This is a genomic window from Salinirubellus salinus, assembly GCF_025231485.1.
Lineage (GTDB): Archaea > Halobacteriota > Halobacteria > Halobacteriales > Haloarculaceae > Salinirubellus > Salinirubellus salinus.
In genome coordinates, this window is the sequence record NZ_CP104003.1 from 29,943 (window position 1) to 43,941 (window position 13,999).

The 13,999-nt window shown below is 72.6% G+C and carries 15 protein-coding genes; 9 read left to right on the forward strand and 6 right to left on the reverse strand.

What is annotated here, in order from left to right:
- Window positions 1–9: 9 nt before the first annotated feature.
- Window positions 10–381 carry a hypothetical protein gene (locus tag N0B31_RS00190; protein ID WP_260593663.1) on the forward strand — a complete coding sequence of 124 codons (372 nt, stop codon included), beginning with the start codon at window positions 10–12 and terminating at the stop codon, window positions 379–381.
- Window positions 382–557: 176 nt separating this feature from the next.
- Here N0B31_RS00190 and N0B31_RS00195 read toward each other — a convergent pair whose 3' ends face one another.
- Entirely contained in the window at window positions 558–1,886 is a 1,329-nt protein-coding gene (locus N0B31_RS00195; RefSeq protein WP_260593664.1) for an oxidoreductase, read from the reverse strand.
- A gap of 129 nt (window positions 1,887–2,015) precedes the next feature.
- Here N0B31_RS00195 and N0B31_RS00200 point away from each other — a divergent pair, with 129 nt between their 5' ends.
- A complete protein-coding gene (locus N0B31_RS00200) occupies window positions 2,016–2,816 on the forward strand; it encodes an SDR family NAD(P)-dependent oxidoreductase (RefSeq protein ID WP_260593724.1) in 801 nt (266 codons plus the stop codon).
- Between the two features lie 9 nt (window positions 2,817–2,825).
- Here the strand turns inward: N0B31_RS00200 and N0B31_RS00205 are convergent, their stop codons facing one another.
- The gene (locus N0B31_RS00205; protein ID WP_260593665.1) at window positions 2,826–3,704 is read right to left on the reverse strand and encodes an alpha/beta hydrolase; all 879 of its coding nucleotides are present in this window, start codon (window positions 3,702–3,704) and stop codon (window positions 2,826–2,828) included.
- 100 nt (window positions 3,705–3,804) lie between these two features.
- Here N0B31_RS00205 and N0B31_RS00210 point away from each other — a divergent pair, with 100 nt between their 5' ends.
- The 5 genes from N0B31_RS00210 (at window position 3,805) to N0B31_RS00230 (ending at window position 8,101) form a co-directional block, all read left to right on the forward strand.
- Complete coding sequence (locus N0B31_RS00210) at window positions 3,805–4,755, forward strand: DUF4129 domain-containing protein (protein ID WP_260593725.1); 951 nt, start codon at window positions 3,805–3,807, stop codon at window positions 4,753–4,755.
- The gene (locus N0B31_RS00215; RefSeq protein ID WP_260593668.1) at window positions 4,752–5,390 is read left to right on the forward strand and encodes a DUF7269 family protein; all 639 of its coding nucleotides are present in this window, start codon (window positions 4,752–4,754) and stop codon (window positions 5,388–5,390) included. The genes N0B31_RS00210 and N0B31_RS00215 overlap by 4 nt, the downstream gene beginning before the upstream one ends.
- Window positions 5,387–6,745, forward strand: coding sequence for a DUF58 domain-containing protein (locus tag N0B31_RS00220; protein ID WP_260593726.1), 1,359 nt, complete (start codon window positions 5,387–5,389; stop codon window positions 6,743–6,745). Before N0B31_RS00215 ends, N0B31_RS00220 begins: the two co-directional genes overlap by 4 nt.
- A complete protein-coding gene (locus N0B31_RS00225; RefSeq protein ID WP_260593670.1) occupies window positions 6,693–7,298 on the forward strand; it encodes a DUF7519 family protein in 606 nt (201 codons plus the stop codon). The genes N0B31_RS00220 and N0B31_RS00225 overlap by 53 nt, the downstream gene beginning before the upstream one ends.
- Window positions 7,299–7,432: 134 nt before the next feature.
- Entirely contained in the window at window positions 7,433–8,101 is a 669-nt protein-coding gene (locus tag N0B31_RS00230; RefSeq protein ID WP_260593727.1) for an E3 ubiquitin ligase family protein, read from the forward strand.
- A gap of 159 nt (window positions 8,102–8,260) precedes the next feature.
- Here N0B31_RS00230 and proS read toward each other — a convergent pair whose 3' ends face one another.
- Complete coding sequence (gene proS, locus N0B31_RS00235; RefSeq protein WP_260593673.1) at window positions 8,261–9,721, reverse strand: proline--tRNA ligase; 1,461 nt, start codon at window positions 9,719–9,721, stop codon at window positions 8,261–8,263.
- A 238-nt stretch (window positions 9,722–9,959) separates the two neighbouring features.
- Here proS and N0B31_RS00240 point away from each other — a divergent pair, with 238 nt between their 5' ends.
- Window positions 9,960–10,391 carry a GNAT family N-acetyltransferase gene (locus N0B31_RS00240; protein ID WP_260593674.1) on the forward strand — a complete coding sequence of 144 codons (432 nt, stop codon included), beginning with the start codon at window positions 9,960–9,962 and terminating at the stop codon, window positions 10,389–10,391.
- 51 nt (window positions 10,392–10,442) lie between these two features.
- On the opposite strand, the gene N0B31_RS00245 is transcribed toward N0B31_RS00240, so the two are convergent.
- From N0B31_RS00245 to N0B31_RS00255, 3 genes are all read right to left on the reverse strand, one after another.
- Window positions 10,443–10,688 (reverse strand): DUF2061 domain-containing protein, encoded by a 246-nt coding sequence (locus tag N0B31_RS00245; RefSeq protein WP_260593675.1) that lies wholly within the window; start codon window positions 10,686–10,688, stop codon window positions 10,443–10,445.
- Between the two features lie 73 nt (window positions 10,689–10,761).
- Window positions 10,762–11,094 (reverse strand): AzlD domain-containing protein, encoded by a 333-nt coding sequence (locus N0B31_RS00250; RefSeq protein WP_260593677.1) that lies wholly within the window; start codon window positions 11,092–11,094, stop codon window positions 10,762–10,764.
- On the reverse strand, window positions 11,091–11,798 hold the full coding sequence (locus tag N0B31_RS00255) for an AzlC family ABC transporter permease (protein ID WP_260593728.1): 708 nt from the start codon (window positions 11,796–11,798) through the stop codon (window positions 11,091–11,093). The genes N0B31_RS00250 and N0B31_RS00255 overlap by 4 nt, the downstream gene beginning before the upstream one ends.
- A gap of 151 nt (window positions 11,799–11,949) precedes the next feature.
- Between N0B31_RS00255 and N0B31_RS00260 the strand changes: the two genes are divergently transcribed.
- Complete coding sequence (locus N0B31_RS00260) at window positions 11,950–13,995, forward strand: ATP-binding protein (protein ID WP_260593680.1); 2,046 nt, start codon at window positions 11,950–11,952, stop codon at window positions 13,993–13,995.
- The last annotated feature ends 4 nt before the right edge of the window (window positions 13,996–13,999 follow it).

Genomic DNA, 13,999 nt, shown 5'->3' on the forward strand with positions numbered 1-13,999 from the left:
CACACGTCGATGTCGCGCTCGTCGGAGGGAGAGACACGTGGCGTCCGCTACGGCACCGTCGTCGAGGACGGCGAGGTGTACGTCCAGACGGACGACGGTCTGCTCTGGGTGGCCGGGATGGACGACGTCGTCGCCGCGGTGGGCGGCCCGGCGTGGACCATCTCGTACTCCGACTGGGAGCGCGAGCGCTACGACCTCGACACCTCCGACGAGGGACTGACGGTCTCCGTCGTCGACATGGCGGCGGCGATGGAACACGGCGGGCGGTTCGTGGAGACGCTGGCGGCGATGCCGGCGACGACGCGCGACGGCGACCTCTCGCCGCGGGCGGGGCTGTTCGTCGGGAAACTGCTGGAGAACCTCCAGTCCGGCGTGGCCTGACTCAGGCCCGGAACTCCATCCTCGCGCCACAGCCCGGACACGTCGACGCGGGCGTGTTCGTCCGTCTCAGCGGCGGCACGCTGAGTGGGAGCCGCCGTACCGCGCCACAGTTCGGACACTCGAATCGCATGGGCACCGTACACTCCCGAGGGACGGAACCACTCGCTTGGCGGAGGCTAATCCGTCGGTTCCGGCTCGGAGTCGGCCGGCGCGGTGTCGTACGCTCCCTCGCGTTCCAGTCGCATCCGCTCCCGCACGACCGACGGGGTCCGACACGTCCCCGGCAGGCCGGCGGCCTGCGGCACCACGCAGTTGTTGCAGGACTCGCAGACGGCCCGCGCGTCGCCCGTGAGGAGGCGGGCCGGCAGTCGCGGCTCGGCGTAGAACGGCCGGCCCACGCCGACGGCGTCACAGGCGTCGCCGAGCAGCGCGTCCATCTCCGCGCGTTCACGCAGGCCCCCGACGCAGAACACCGGCACGTCCACGCGGTCGCGGACCACCCGACACAGGTCGGCGTTCCACGCCGGCTCGAAGCCGTGGCGCCGGGCGCTCAACTTGGCGAGCGCACGGACCGCGCGGAACCGGACCGGCCCGCCGAACGCCCGTTCGTACCGCGACGTGAGCGAGGCGTCGGCCCACGCGCGCTCTGGCACGGCCCCCTTGATTATCGAGGCGTCCCAGAACGGCGTCGTCCGTACGGGGACGAGGGCGTCGTAGCCTGCCGCCGCGAGTCGCTCGCAGGCCGCCACGCCCTCGTCCCAGTCGACGTGCGGGAGGAACCGGGGGGCCTCGGTCTCGACCGGCACCTTCGTCACCACCGGGAGGTCGGTGTTCGCGCTGATCTCGTCGTGGACCACCTCGAAGAACCGCGCCCGGCCCGCGAGGTCGCCGCCGAACTCGTCGTCCCGGCGGTTGTACAGCGGCGACAGGAACTGGTGGAACAGGCTCGTGTTCGCGCCCGTGAGGTGGATTCCGTCGTAGCCCGCCGCCTCGGCCCACGCCGCTCGCTCGCCGAACTCGGCCGCGAGGGCGTACACCGCGTCGGTCGAGAGCACCTCGACGTCGAACGAGACGACGCCGACGGCGTCCAGCACCCGGAGGGGCCACGGCGGGCGCGAGACGGCCCGCTGGGTCAGGTCGGGGTGTGCGGCACGGTGTTCGTGGTGCCACACCTCGAACGACCGGAGGCCGCCGTGCGCCAGCTGGCAGAAGATTCGCGCGCCCCGTTCGTGGACGGCGTCGGTGAGTCGCCGCATCGAGGCCACCCGGTCCGGGTCGTCGAAGCCGGTCATCCCCGGCGCGGCACAGCCCTCGTACCCCCGGACGGGCGTCGCACCCTGCATCACGAGGCCGGCGCCACTGGCCGCCGCCGGCTCGAGTTCCGCGACGAGCCGGTCGGCCGCCTCGGGTCCGTTGCCGGCGTGTTCGAGCAACGGCGCGCGGTAGAGGCGGTTGCGGAGGCGGAGCCCACCCACCTGCAGCGGGGCGTCGAGCGTGGGGGACACGACACCCCCCGTAGCCCGCCCGCGATAATGAGTACCACGGGCGTGGTGAGAGCGACGCACGGCCGACGCCGGCGGGCCCGCGCCTACCGGAGGCCGAACGGCTTTGGCCCTGCCACCCGCCGTGTCGGTATGTCCGAGACACACGCGCTCGACCTGTTCAGGCTCGATGGCGACGTGGGCCTCGTCACCGGCGCGGCCAGCGGTATCGGCCGCGCGTTCGCCGAGGCGCTCGCGGAGGCCGGGGCCGACGTGACGCTGGCCGACGTGGACACCGAGGGCCTCGAGACGGTCGCTGGCGACCTGCGCGCCCGGACCGACGCCACCGTCCTCACCGCCGAGGCGGACGTGACCGACCCGGACGCCGTGGCCGCCGCGGTGGACGCCACCGTCGAGGAACTCGGCGGCCTGGACGTCGCGTTCGCCAACGCCGGCATCGGCCTGATGCACGGGTCGGTCGACTCCACCTCGCTCGAGGCGTGGGAGAAGGTCGTCGACGTGAACCAGAAGGGCGTCTTCCTCACGAACCGGGAGGCCGCGAAGGCGATGCGCGAGGACGGCGGCGGGAGCATCGTCAACACCGCCTCGGTCCTCGGTCTCGTGGGGAGCGAGACGCCCGGACTGGGCGCCTACGTCGCCTCGAAGGGGGCGGTCGTCCAGATGACCAAGCAGTTCGCCGCCGAACTGGGGCCCGACATCCGGGTGAACGCGGTGGCGCCGGGCTGGGTCCACACCGACATCGGCGGCGGGATGCTCCGCGAGGACGCGCCGGGGATGGAGCCGGTGCAGGAGCAGATGCGCCAGAAGACGCTGCTCGACCGCCTCGGGAAGCCGCAGGACCTCAAGGGCATCGCGGTGTTCCTCGCGAGCGAAGCGTCCTCGTACTGTACGGGGTGTGTCTACCCGGTCGACGGCGGGTGGACGGCTCTCTGAGCTGGCCCGTTACAGCAGGTGCCGCTCCAGGAAGTCCGCCTCCCTCCCTGCCACCCGCTCGAACTGCTCGCCGGTGTAGACGTCGAAGTGGTCGCCGTCGAACCACAGCCGTTCCACGTCGGCCAGTCGCTCGACCGTCTGCTCCACCGCGCTCCCCGGCACGAGCTGGTCCTCGCGCGCCGCCGCGACGAACGCCGGGCACTCCACGTCCGCGGCCGAGGAGACGGGCCGGTACAGCAGGAGCGGCAGGAGGAACCGCGCGGTCACCTTGTTCCACTCGGCCTCGTCCAGTTCGTCGGGGACCATCGAGCGGTAGCCCTCGTCGGAGCCGGGTGTGTTCATCGCCGCGAGCTCGCCCGGCTGTGCCACGGCCGGGACGTACCGCGGCTCACGGCCCAGCAGGCCCCTGACGGTGTCGTCGAGGCCGGCCTTCGTCGCCTCCAGCGCGAACCCGAGGCCACTCTGCTTCGTGATGTGGAGAAGGGTCCGCACGCCGTCGTAGAACGGCGTCTGGCCGACGTAGGCGTCCACGTCCTCGCGGGCGGCGGTGACGAGCGCGTGCCCGCCGGAGAACGAGGTGCCCCAGACGCCGAGTCGGTCGTAGCCGAGCGACCGGGCGTGGTCCACCGCCGCCTCCCAGTCGACGACGTGGCGGAACGGGTCGACGTGGTTCCGCGGTTCGCCATCGCTGTCGCCGAAGGTACGGTAGTCGAACAGCAGGACGCCCAGTCCGCGCTCGGCGAACGTCTCGGCGTAGGCGGGCAGTCGCATCCGGCGGGTCCCCGCGAACCCGTGGGCCATCACGACCACCGCGTCGTCGCCGGGGTAGTGCCACGCGGCGCACTCGGTTCCGGCGCTCTCGAACGTCGTGGGCGCTCGTTCGCTCATACCCGGCGTGTCGCTCGGGCGACGCTTAGTTCCACGGGCGGTCGACGACTCACCGGGGAGTGAGCAAAGCCTAAACAGCACGGCGTGCCTACCCACGGCAGTGAACCGCACCGTCGCGGCCGCCCTCGCCCTCCTCGCGGTGCTGTCGCTCGGGGCGGCCGCCGCCACCCTCGATACGGCCACGGCCGGCGGGAGCGGCGGGGCTGGCGGCGGCGACGCCGAGAGCGTCGGCTCCGGCGGCAGTTTCAGTTTCGGCGGCTACAACGTCTCTGACACGGACAGCGCCACCCCACCCCGCCTGCCACCCATCGTCGGCCAGTTGCTCGGGCTCGTCCTCCTGCTGTTCTTCGGCCTCGGCCTCGTCCAGTTCCTCCGCGAACACGGGGTCCGTGGCCCGCTCACCGTCGCGCTCGTCGGCGCCGTCCTGGTGGGTGGGCTGTGGCTCCTCCTGAACGGTCTCGGCGCCACCGACGGTCTGTTCCAGCAGGGACAGGGTGGGTTCGGGAGCGGTGGCTCGCCGGAACTCCCGGGTGGCGCCTCGCAGGGGCCCGAGGACGCCTCCAGCCCGGTCACGGACCCACCGACGGTCCTGTTCGCGCTGTTCGGCGTCGTGCTGGTGGGTGCCGTCGCTCTCATCGCGCGCTCGACGGGCGACGACCTCTCACAGCCCGACCCGGACGAGGAGTCGAGCGGCCCGACCGACGTGGCCGCCGTCGGCCGCGCGGCGGGCCGGGCGGCCGACCGTATCGAGGAGCGCGACGGCTTCGACAACGAGGTGTACCGCGCGTGGGACGAGATGACCCGGCACCTCGACGTGGCGAACCCCGACGCCTCGACGCCGACCGAGTTCGCCGCCGCGGCCGTCGACGCCGGGATGGCCCGCGAGGACGTCGACGCCCTGACGGACGTGTTCGAGGCGGTCAGGTACGGCGCGGCCGACGCCACCGACGCCCGCGAGCGCGAGGCCGTCGAGGCCCTGCGCCGCATCGAGCGGGCCTACGCCGAGGCCGACGCTCCGGCCGCCGACCACGGGTCGGGTGAGGCGGCGTGAACCTCGGCCGCCTGTTCCTCGCCATGGGGGCGGCGGCGGCCACCGCCGGGTTGCTGATCGCGCTCCGGCCCTCGCTGGCCGGCGGGCTCGCCCCGACGTACGTGGTGGTGACCGCGGTGGGGGTGCTGGGACTGGTCCAGGGTGTCGGCGTGGCCTACGGCCGCCTGCGTGGCGAGCGCCGGGCGGCCGACCTCCCGGCCGTCGAGCGCCCACGGGCGTTCCCGACGCCGGGCGAGGGGTTCGACGCGGGACTGCGGGACCTGCCGCGGGTCTCGAGTGTGAAGGCCGACCGCGAGCGTGCGGTCGTCCGCGAACGCCTCCGGACCGCCGCGGTGGCCGTCCTCACGCGCTACGAGGGGTACGACCGCGACGACGCCGAGCGGGCGCTGGACCGCGGAACGTGGACCGACGACCCGCGGGCGGCGGCGTTCTTCGCGCCCGAGACGGCCGACACCGCGCTGACAGCTCGCATCCGTGACGCGGTGGCGGCCGAGCGCGCGTTCGTCCGCCGAGCGGGCGCCGTCGCGGCCGTCCTCGACGCGCGGGTGACCGAGGGGCGCCCGACGCGAGGTGACCGGGCGGGAGGGAGCGAGCGACCCGTACCGACGAACGGACCGGCCGGGGTCGAGCGATGAGTGGGCCGGAGCCGACCCGGCGCGCGACGCCCGGCGAGCCCCTGGACCGCGAGACGAACCGCTGGCTGGGAGTGAACGCGCTGGCGGCCGGCAGCGTCGGCGTCCTGCTCTCGCGGCCGGCGCTCGTCCTCGCGGCGGTGCTGGGCGTGGCGTTCGGCGCCTACGCCCGCGCCGGTGGCCCTCCAGACGCGCGCGTCTCCCTCTCTCGCGAGATATCAGAGACAGTGTCTCGGCCGGGCGAGTCGGTCCGCGTGACCGTCACCGTCCGGAACGAGGGTGACTCGCTCCTCCCGGACCTCCGGGTGGTCGACGGCGTCCCCGAGGGCCTCACGGTCGTGGAGGGGTCACCGCGCCACGCCACCGCGCTCCGACCGGGGAAGGCCGCCGCGTTCACCTACGAGGTCCGGGCCGTCCGTGGCCACCACACCTTCGCGCCGGCGACGGTGCTCGTACACGGGTTCAGCGGGAGCGTCGAGCGCGAACTCGCGGTCCGTGCCGAGACACCGACGACGCTGGATTGCACCCCCGAACTCGTGGTGGGTGATTCGCTCCCGTTGCGGACCCAGACCACGCCGTTCACCGGGCGGGTCGTCACCGACACCGGCGGCCCGGGCACGGAGTTCCACTCGGTGCGGGAGTACCGTCCCGGCGACCCGCTCTCGCGCATCGACTGGCGCCGGGCCGCCCGCACCGGCGAGTACGCTACGCTCCAGTTCCGGCCCGAGCGGGCGGCCACCGTCGCGCTCGTCGTCGACACGCGCGAGGAGGCCTACCGGGCGCCGGACCCGGACTCGCCCTCTGCCGTCGAGCGGTCGGTGACCGCGGCCGGCGAGGCGTTCACCTCGCTGCTGGCGACGGGTGACCGGGTCGCCCTCGCCGCGTACGGGCCGGCGGAGTTCTGGCTCCCGCCCGGTGCGGGCGACGAACACCGCGCCAGTGCTCGCGAGGCGCTCGGCACTCACCGGGCGTTCGCACCCACCCCCGGCGACGACCCGTTCTTCCCCGGTATCCGCCTGCGGCGCCTCCGCCGGCGACTCCCCGGCGACGCGCAGGTGGTGCTGTTCACCCCACTGGCCGACGACTACGTGGTGAACGTCGCGCGTCGTCTCGACGCCTACGGCCACCTCGTCACCGTCGTCTCGCCGGACCCCACCGCGGGCCGTAGCGACGGCCAGCGCCTCGCGCGTGTCGAGCGGTCGCTCCGGGCCTCGACGCTCCGCGCGGCCGGTATCCGGGTGGTCGACTGGCCCCCGACCGGCCGCTCGCGGCCGCCGTCGCCCGTGCCCGCCGGAGGTGGTCGACGTGAGCCGAGCGGCGGGGACCGAGCGCCCCCGGTCCGAGACGGCCGACCGTGACGAGACGGCCGAGGGCGGCGCCGACGGCGGGGCGCCGCCCGCCGACGCGATGGACGCGCCGATACGGGAACTCGACGACCGGCCGACGGTGGTCGGGAGCGCGCTCGCGTTGCTCGTCGGCACCGTCGCGGTGGGCGCGACGCTCGCGGGCGGGAGCGTCGCGCTGGTGAGTCTCGCGGGGCTGGTGACGCTCGCGGCCGGCCTGCGCCGCGGGGAGCGGCGGGTGGTGACGCTCGGCGCGGCCGTGCTCTTCGGCGGCGTCCTGCTGGCGGGCGTGTTCGGGGCGCCGCCGGAGCCGACGCTGGTGGCCGCCGCCGCGACCGTCGTCGCGTGGGACGCCGGCGAGCACGCGGTCGGTCTCGGTCGGCAGGTGGGGCGACACGCCGAGACGGGCCGCGCGGAACTCGTCCACGCCGCCGGGTCGGCGCTCGTCGCCAGCACCGCCGCGGCCGCTGCGTACCTCGCGTTCCGGACGCTCGCCAGCCAGTCGGTGGTGGCGCTCGCCCTGCTCGCGCTCGGTGGGCTCCTCATCGCCGCGCTGTTGCGCGCGTAGCCGTGTTCGACCCTGGCCACTCGGGGGTCGTAGACGTCCTCGGGCCGTCGGGCCGGTGGCGACGGCCCGCCCGAACAGTTTTACTCGCCCCACCCCCTCGACGACCAGATGCATCCCGTCGTTCGACCGACACCGTGGCCGACGTCCAGGCCGGCCAGCGGACGAAACTCGTCGGGACCGTCGCGGCGGCCGAGGCAGGCACCCCCTTCGACGCCGGGTTCGCGGGCGTTCCGACGCTCGCGGCCCAGTACGTCGTCGTCGAGGTCCGGCCGGACGGCGACGGCGGCACCGAGGAACGCCAGGTTTACGACGGCACCCGCGCGGTCCCGTGTGAACTCACGGACGGTACCGGGAGCGTCCTCGTCGACCCGGACCCGGAGACGGTGGACGCGAGCGGCGATCACCACGACTCCATCCGGGTGGAGAAGGGCGAGGAACCGCCCGAACGGGTGAAGCAGTTCCTCCGGACGACGGCGGACGTCGACGGCGTGTTCGAGGGGGTCGACGTCGGTCCGTTCAACGTCGGCGGCCGGACCCGGTACTACCGTGAGTGGCGGGTCGAACCGGGCGACGAGGTGCTGGTCTACGGCACCGGTGACCGCGACCCGGACGCCGACTGGGGCGAGAGCCTCGTCGTCCGCACGGACGAGGCGGACGACGGCCTGTTCACCAACTACTCGCCCGCCGAGTACGCGAACAAGAGCCTGCTCTCCACCGCGGGGTACCTCGGGGTGGGGTCGCTGTTGCTGGTGTGGCCGTTCGCGGTGCTCGCGTACATGTTGCTGGAGATGGGCGTGTTCTGAGGGGTGAAGGAGAGAACGCTGTCGCGGTTCGGTGGCGGTGCAGTAGCGGCTAGCTCACCCACCCGCGCCGAGCGCAGCGAGGCGCGCCTTTTTGACCCATATTTCTGGAGGAGCGGTGCGCGAGTGAAGCGAGCGCACCCGACGAGAAAAATATGGTTGCTAGTAGTTCTTCGCGAAGTACGCCGTCTCCGTCGCCTCCTCCCCGCACACTCCGCACGTCTCGTGGACCGGCTCCTCGTCCTCGTCGAGCGGGAGCATCACGATCTCGGCGGCGATCTGGTCCTTGATCTCGGTCTCACACGCCTCGTCGCCACACCAGCCGGTCTTGACGTAGCCGCCGTGTCGGCCGAGCGTCCCGAGGATCTCGTTGCGGCCGTGGGCCTCGTGGATCCGTTCCTCGACGGTCTCCTCGGCCGCGGCGTACAGTTTGGCGTAGACGTCGTCGAGCGCGTCCTGCACGGCCTCGCCGATGGCGTCGCGGTCCGCGACCGTGCGCTCGCCGTCCGGGCGCTGGACGAGCGTGGCCTCGCCGTCCTCGACCTCGTTCGGGCCGATCTCGATGCGGAGCGGGACGCCCTTCAGCTCCCACTCGTTGTACTTGAAGCCGGGGTTGCGCTCGTCCCGGTCGTCGAGGTGGACGCGGAACTCGGCGTCGAGCTCCGCGGCGAGCTCGGCCGCGTAGTCGAGTACCTCGTCCTTGGTCTCGGACTGCCAGATGGGGACGACGACGACCTGTTCGGGCGCGAGCGTGGGCGGCAGCACCAGCCCCTGGTCGTCCGAGTGGGTCATGATGAGCGCGCCGAGCGCGCGCCACGAGAGCCCCCACGAGGTGGTGTGTGCGACCTGCTCGTCCTCGTCCTCGTCGGTGTAGTAGAGGTCGTAGGCCTCCGCGAACCGGGTCCCGAGGTAGTGAGAGGTGCCGGCCTGCACGGACTTGCCGTCGGGCATCAGCGCCTCGATGGTCGTCGTCACCTCGGCGCCAGGGAACTTGTCGTGGTCCGGCTTGCGGCCCGTCATCCCCGGGATCGCCAGCACCTCCTCGTAGAGCTTCTCGTACTGGCCCAGCCGGGTGGTCGTCTCCTCCCACGCGCCCGCCTCGTCGCGGTGGGCGGTGTGCCCCTCCTGCCAGAGGAACTCCTTCGTGCGGAAGAACGGCTTGGTGTCCGTGGCCTCCCACCGGATGACCGAGCACCACTGGTTCACGCGCATCGGGAGGTCCCGGTGGCTCCGGACCCACTGGCTGATGTACGGCGTGATGATGGACTCGCTCGTCGGGCGGAAGGCGAGTCGCTCCTCGAGCTCCTCGGTACCGGCGTGGGTGACCCACGCCACCTCGGGGTCGAACCCCTCGACGATCTCGGCCTCCTGCTCGAGGTACGACTCGGGGATGAGCGCCGGGAAGTAGGCGTTCTGGACGCCGTCGTCCTTGAACATCTGGTCGAGGTTCTCCTGCAGTCGCTCCCAGATGGCGTAGCCGCGCGGCCGGGTCACGATGAACCCGCCCATCGGGGCGTAGTCCGCGAGGCCGGCCTTCTGGACCACCTCGGCGTACCACTTGCCTGTCTGTCCCGCCTTGGACTCGGTGATCCCGAGTTCCTGGTCGTCGTCGGTGTCGCTCATAGTCGTTGGTGTCGGAGTGGCGTCCTAAATACGGTGCGTTCCGCTCGCGGCCGGCGTCGGTCGGGGAGGAGTGAGAAGTGGTGGCCTACCGGCCACGCGGCACGCGCGGGCGAACGAGGCGGCGACGGGAGGTGCCCATACCGGGGCGACGGGGCGACCGGACTCGTACGCTCCGGAGGTACGCCACCGACTCGGACGCCGGCGACACGCCCTTCCGTCCGGTCCGCGCACGGCGCGTATGCAGACGGTCGAACTCGGTCCCACGGACGCGGTCGAACTCGCACGGCTCTACGAGGCGTACGACTGGTGGGCCGAGCGGACGGTCCCAGAGGTGCGGGCGGCGCTCGCCGACTCCATCGCACTCGGCGTCCGTGACGACGGCGACCTGGTCGCGTCGGCCCGTGTCGTCACCGACGGCGTCTACTACGCGACGTGTTACGACGTGGTGGTCCGCGAGGACCGGCGCAGCGAGGGCGTCGGCGAGGAACTGCTGGACGCCGTCGTCTCCCATCCCGCCCTCGCGGACGTCTTCCTCTCGCTCACCTGCCGCGAGGGTCTGGTCCCGTTCTACGAACGGGCCGGGTTCGAGCCATACCCGAGTCCGGTCGAGCGACCCGACGGCCCCGCCGAGGAGATGGTCCACCTCTACCGGCCCCGCGCGGACGACTGAGAACGGGGAAGACCGAGAGGAGAGAGACTGGAGCGGGGAGACTGGACGCGGTCAGTCGGCGGAGGCGACGCCCCACGCGACGCGGTCCCAGAGTCGCTCGTAGCCGTAGTACGTCCCGGTCTTGACGAGGTTCGTGACGAGGCCGATGCTCAGCGACTGGCCGACGCTCCCGGTCACCGCGAACGCCACTCCCACCGAGACGAGGACCATGACCACCCGGTAGAGGAGCGTCTTCACCACCGCCCGCGACCGCAGCTGGTTCGGCGTCCGGGTGACGAGGCGACGTGTGAACTCCATACCGACTGCTCGTGACGGCGCTACTTGATAACCACTGATAGTTTACAACAGACAAAAGTGTAGCTAGAAACGGTTACAGCAGGAGGCCGAGGCCGACCAGCGCCACGAGTCCGACCACGATGGTTGCGAGGATGCTCTCGGTGTACCACGCGACGAGGGCGGCGACGACGGCGGCGACCAGTCGGTCGTTCCCCAGCAGCACCACCGTCTCCTCGGGGGCGAGGACGGCGGGGACGACGAGCGCCGAGAGCACCGCTGCGGGCACCATCCCGAGCGCCGTCTGCGCGCGTGAGGGGACGCCGCCGAGTCGCTCGAACAGGAAGAGGAACGACGCGCGGATGGCGTAGGTGCCGACGCCCGCGAGGACGACGGCGGCCCACACCACCGTATCGGGGGCGGTCGTCAATGGCCCACCTCCACGTCGCCCCAGCCGCGTTCGGCCAGCACGGTGCCGGCGACGACGCCCGCGACGGCCCCGACCAGCAGGCCGAGGTTGAACGGGAGTGAGACGCCCGCGGTGGCGACACCGCCACCGACGAGCGCCGCGACCAGCGTCGGTCGACTCTCGACGGCCGGCACCAGCAGGGCGAGGAAGGTGAGCGGCACCGCGAACCCGAGCGGGAGCCACGCGGGCACCTGCGTCCCGGCGAGCGCCCCCGCGACGGTGCAGATCTGCCAGACGACCCAGAGCGGCAGCGCGGTCCCGAGGTAGTACCAGCGCTTGCGCTCTACCCCCTCCAGCCCCTCGGCGTACCGCGTCACCGAGAGCGCGAAGGCCTGGTCGGTCAGCACGTACGCCAGCAGCGCCCGCCAGCGCGAGTCCTCCTCGAGGAAGTGCGGGGCCAGCGACGCCGAGTACATGAACATCCGCGCGTTGATGACCAGCGCCGTCCCGACGACGACGACGAGTGCGGCGTCCCGGCCGAGGAGTTCGATGATGGCGAGCTGGGAGGCGCCGGCGAACACGACCACGGAGAGCGCGGCGGCTTGCAGTATCGAGAGCCCGGCCCCGATGGCGGCGGCTCCCGCGACGAGTCCGAACGGCACGACACCCAGCACCACGGGCGTGGTGGCACGCACGCCCGCACGGAGGGCCTCTCGGCGACTCATTGCGCTCGGCTTCACCGCCCCGGGTGACGGGGTTTCCGGTTCGTCGCTCGGCTCCGACGCCCGCGTCGACTGCCGGCTCGGGCCTCCAGCGCAGTGAATCGGAGGGAGAACGCCGAGTAGTTCTTTAAGTCGTGAGTGTGTTGCCCGAATCGTGCTCTCACTCGACCGCCCCGCGCGGGTTCTCTACGTCGACTCCTACGACGGGGTCGACCGGGCGGCGGCGGCGTTCGACCCTGCTGACGTCGACGTGACCTACGAGACGGACCCGGACCGGGCGCTCGACCTCGTCGAGACCAACCGGTTCGAGTGTGCCGTCCTCGGCCCGGAACCGGCTGGCGGGTCGGGTATCGCGATGCTCGTCGCCACCCGCGAGGTGAGCGACGTCCCGGTCGTCCTCCTCGGGGGGGAGACGCCCGGCCCGACGACGGCGTTCGACGCCGGCGCCGACGAGTACGCTCGCCCGCCGACCGACGAGGACACGGCCGCCGCGCTGGCCGCCCGCATCGTGAACCTCGTGGGTCGGCGCCGCGCCGAGCGGACGGCAACCACCGAACGGGCGCGCTCCGCCGCCCTCGTCGCCGACGAGGGTGAGTTCCGCGACCTCGCCGAGCGCCTCGACCAGGTGGTCTGGATCCGCGACCCTGACGGCGCGTTCCGGTACGCGAACGCCGCGTTCGAGTCCACGTGGGGCGTCTCCGACGAGACGCTCCGAGACGACCCGTCACTGTTCGAGCGTCGCATCCACCCGGCCGACCGGCCGGACGCGGCGGGGTTCGAGGCCGGCGTCCACGAGTACCGCGTCCAGCAGGCCGACGGCCCGGTGCGCTGGCTCCGCGACCACGTCCGCGAGGTGGAGACGGACGAGGGATGCCGCGTCGTCGGCGTCGCCGAGGACGTCACCGCCCGCCAGCGACTCTCCCGTGACCTCGAGGCCAACGTGGAGGCGCTCGGGCGACTCTACGAGATCTCCTCGAACCCCGACCTCGAGTTCGAGGAGAAGGCACCCAGACTGCTGGCGGTCGGCTGTGACCTGCTCGACCTCTCGTTCGGCGCGCTGATGCGCATCGAGGACGGCTCCCAGCGGGTGGTGGCTGCCCACGGTACGGGTGTCGAGGCCGGGCTCGAGACGCCGCTCTCGAGGGCCTACTGCCGACGGACCATCGACTCCGACAGCCTGCTGGGCATCCGCGACGCGCCCGCGGAGGGGATGGCGGGTGACCCGGCCTACGACGAGTGGGGGTTCGCCTGCTACCTCGGCGGGAAGGTGCTCGTCGACGACGAACTCTACGGGACGGTCTGTTTCGGCTCCGAGGAACCACGGGACGAGCCGTTCACCGCGGCCGAGCGGTCCGTGGTCGAGTTGCTCGTCCAGTGGGTCTCCCACGAGCTGACCCAGCGGACGGTCCAGGAACGACTCCGGCGACGCAACGAGCGTCTCGACGACTTCGCGAGCGTCGTCAGCCACGACCTCCGCAACCCGCTGAACGTGGTCTCCGGCAGGGTCGAGATGGCACTCGACGCCAGTGAGGACCCGGCCGTGGTCGACCACCTCGAGATGGCCACCGGCGGTATCGAGCGGATGGAGGACCTCATCGCGGACCTGCTGGCGCTCGCCCGTCACGACACCTCGATCGAGCCCACCTCCGTCGCCATCGCCGACGTGGCCCGCGGGGCGTGGCAGACCGTCCCCACCGGCGACGCGACGCTCACGCTCCGCGACGGCCTCGGGCAGGTGCAGGCGGACCCGCCGCGCCTGCGCCAACTGTTCGAGAACCTCTTTCGAAACGCCGTGGAGCACGGCTCCACCGGCCCCGACCCGCAAGCTCGCCGGGACGCCGTCGAACGCAGCTCCACGAGCCCTGCCTCGCAGGCTCGGCAGGACGCGATAAACCACGCCTCGCCGCCCGACCCGGAGCCGACCGACGGCGGGAACGACCCCGGCCCGACCACGCTGACGGACGGCGGGAGTGGGCCGAGGGTGGTCGTCGGCCCGCTCGACGGCGGCGGGTTCTACGTCGAGGACGACGGGCCGGGACTCCCACGCGAGGAGTCGGTGTTCGCCTCCGGCGTCACCACGGCCGCGGACGGCACCGGCCTCGGCCTCGCCATCGTGAAGCAGGTGGCCGAGGCCCACGGCTGGTCGGTCCGGGCCGGCGAGGCCCCGACGGGCGGCGCGCGCTTCGAGTTCGCGTTCTAGCGGT

Excerpts from the sequence above, each read along its gene's own strand:
- N0B31_RS00255 (WP_260593728.1), bottom strand. The coding sequence starts at position 11,798 with ATGAGTCGCCGAGAGGCCCTCCGTGCGGGCGTGCGTGCCACCACGCCC.
- N0B31_RS00220 (WP_260593726.1), top strand. The coding sequence starts at position 5,387 with ATGAGTGGGCCGGAGCCGACCCGGCGCGCGACGCCCGGCGAGCCCCTG.
- N0B31_RS00240 (WP_260593674.1), top strand. The coding sequence starts at position 9,960 with ATGCAGACGGTCGAACTCGGTCCCACGGACGCGGTCGAACTCGCACGG.
- N0B31_RS00205 (WP_260593665.1), bottom strand. The coding sequence starts at position 3,704 with ATGAGCGAACGAGCGCCCACGACGTTCGAGAGCGCCGGAACCGAGTGC.
- N0B31_RS00190 (WP_260593663.1), top strand. The coding sequence starts at position 10 with ATGTCGCGCTCGTCGGAGGGAGAGACACGTGGCGTCCGCTACGGCACC.
- proS (WP_260593673.1), bottom strand. The coding sequence starts at position 9,721 with ATGAGCGACACCGACGACGACCAGGAACTCGGGATCACCGAGTCCAAG.
- N0B31_RS00245 (WP_260593675.1), bottom strand. The coding sequence starts at position 10,688 with ATGGAGTTCACACGTCGCCTCGTCACCCGGACGCCGAACCAGCTGCGG.
- N0B31_RS00200 (WP_260593724.1), top strand. The coding sequence starts at position 2,016 with ATGTCCGAGACACACGCGCTCGACCTGTTCAGGCTCGATGGCGACGTG.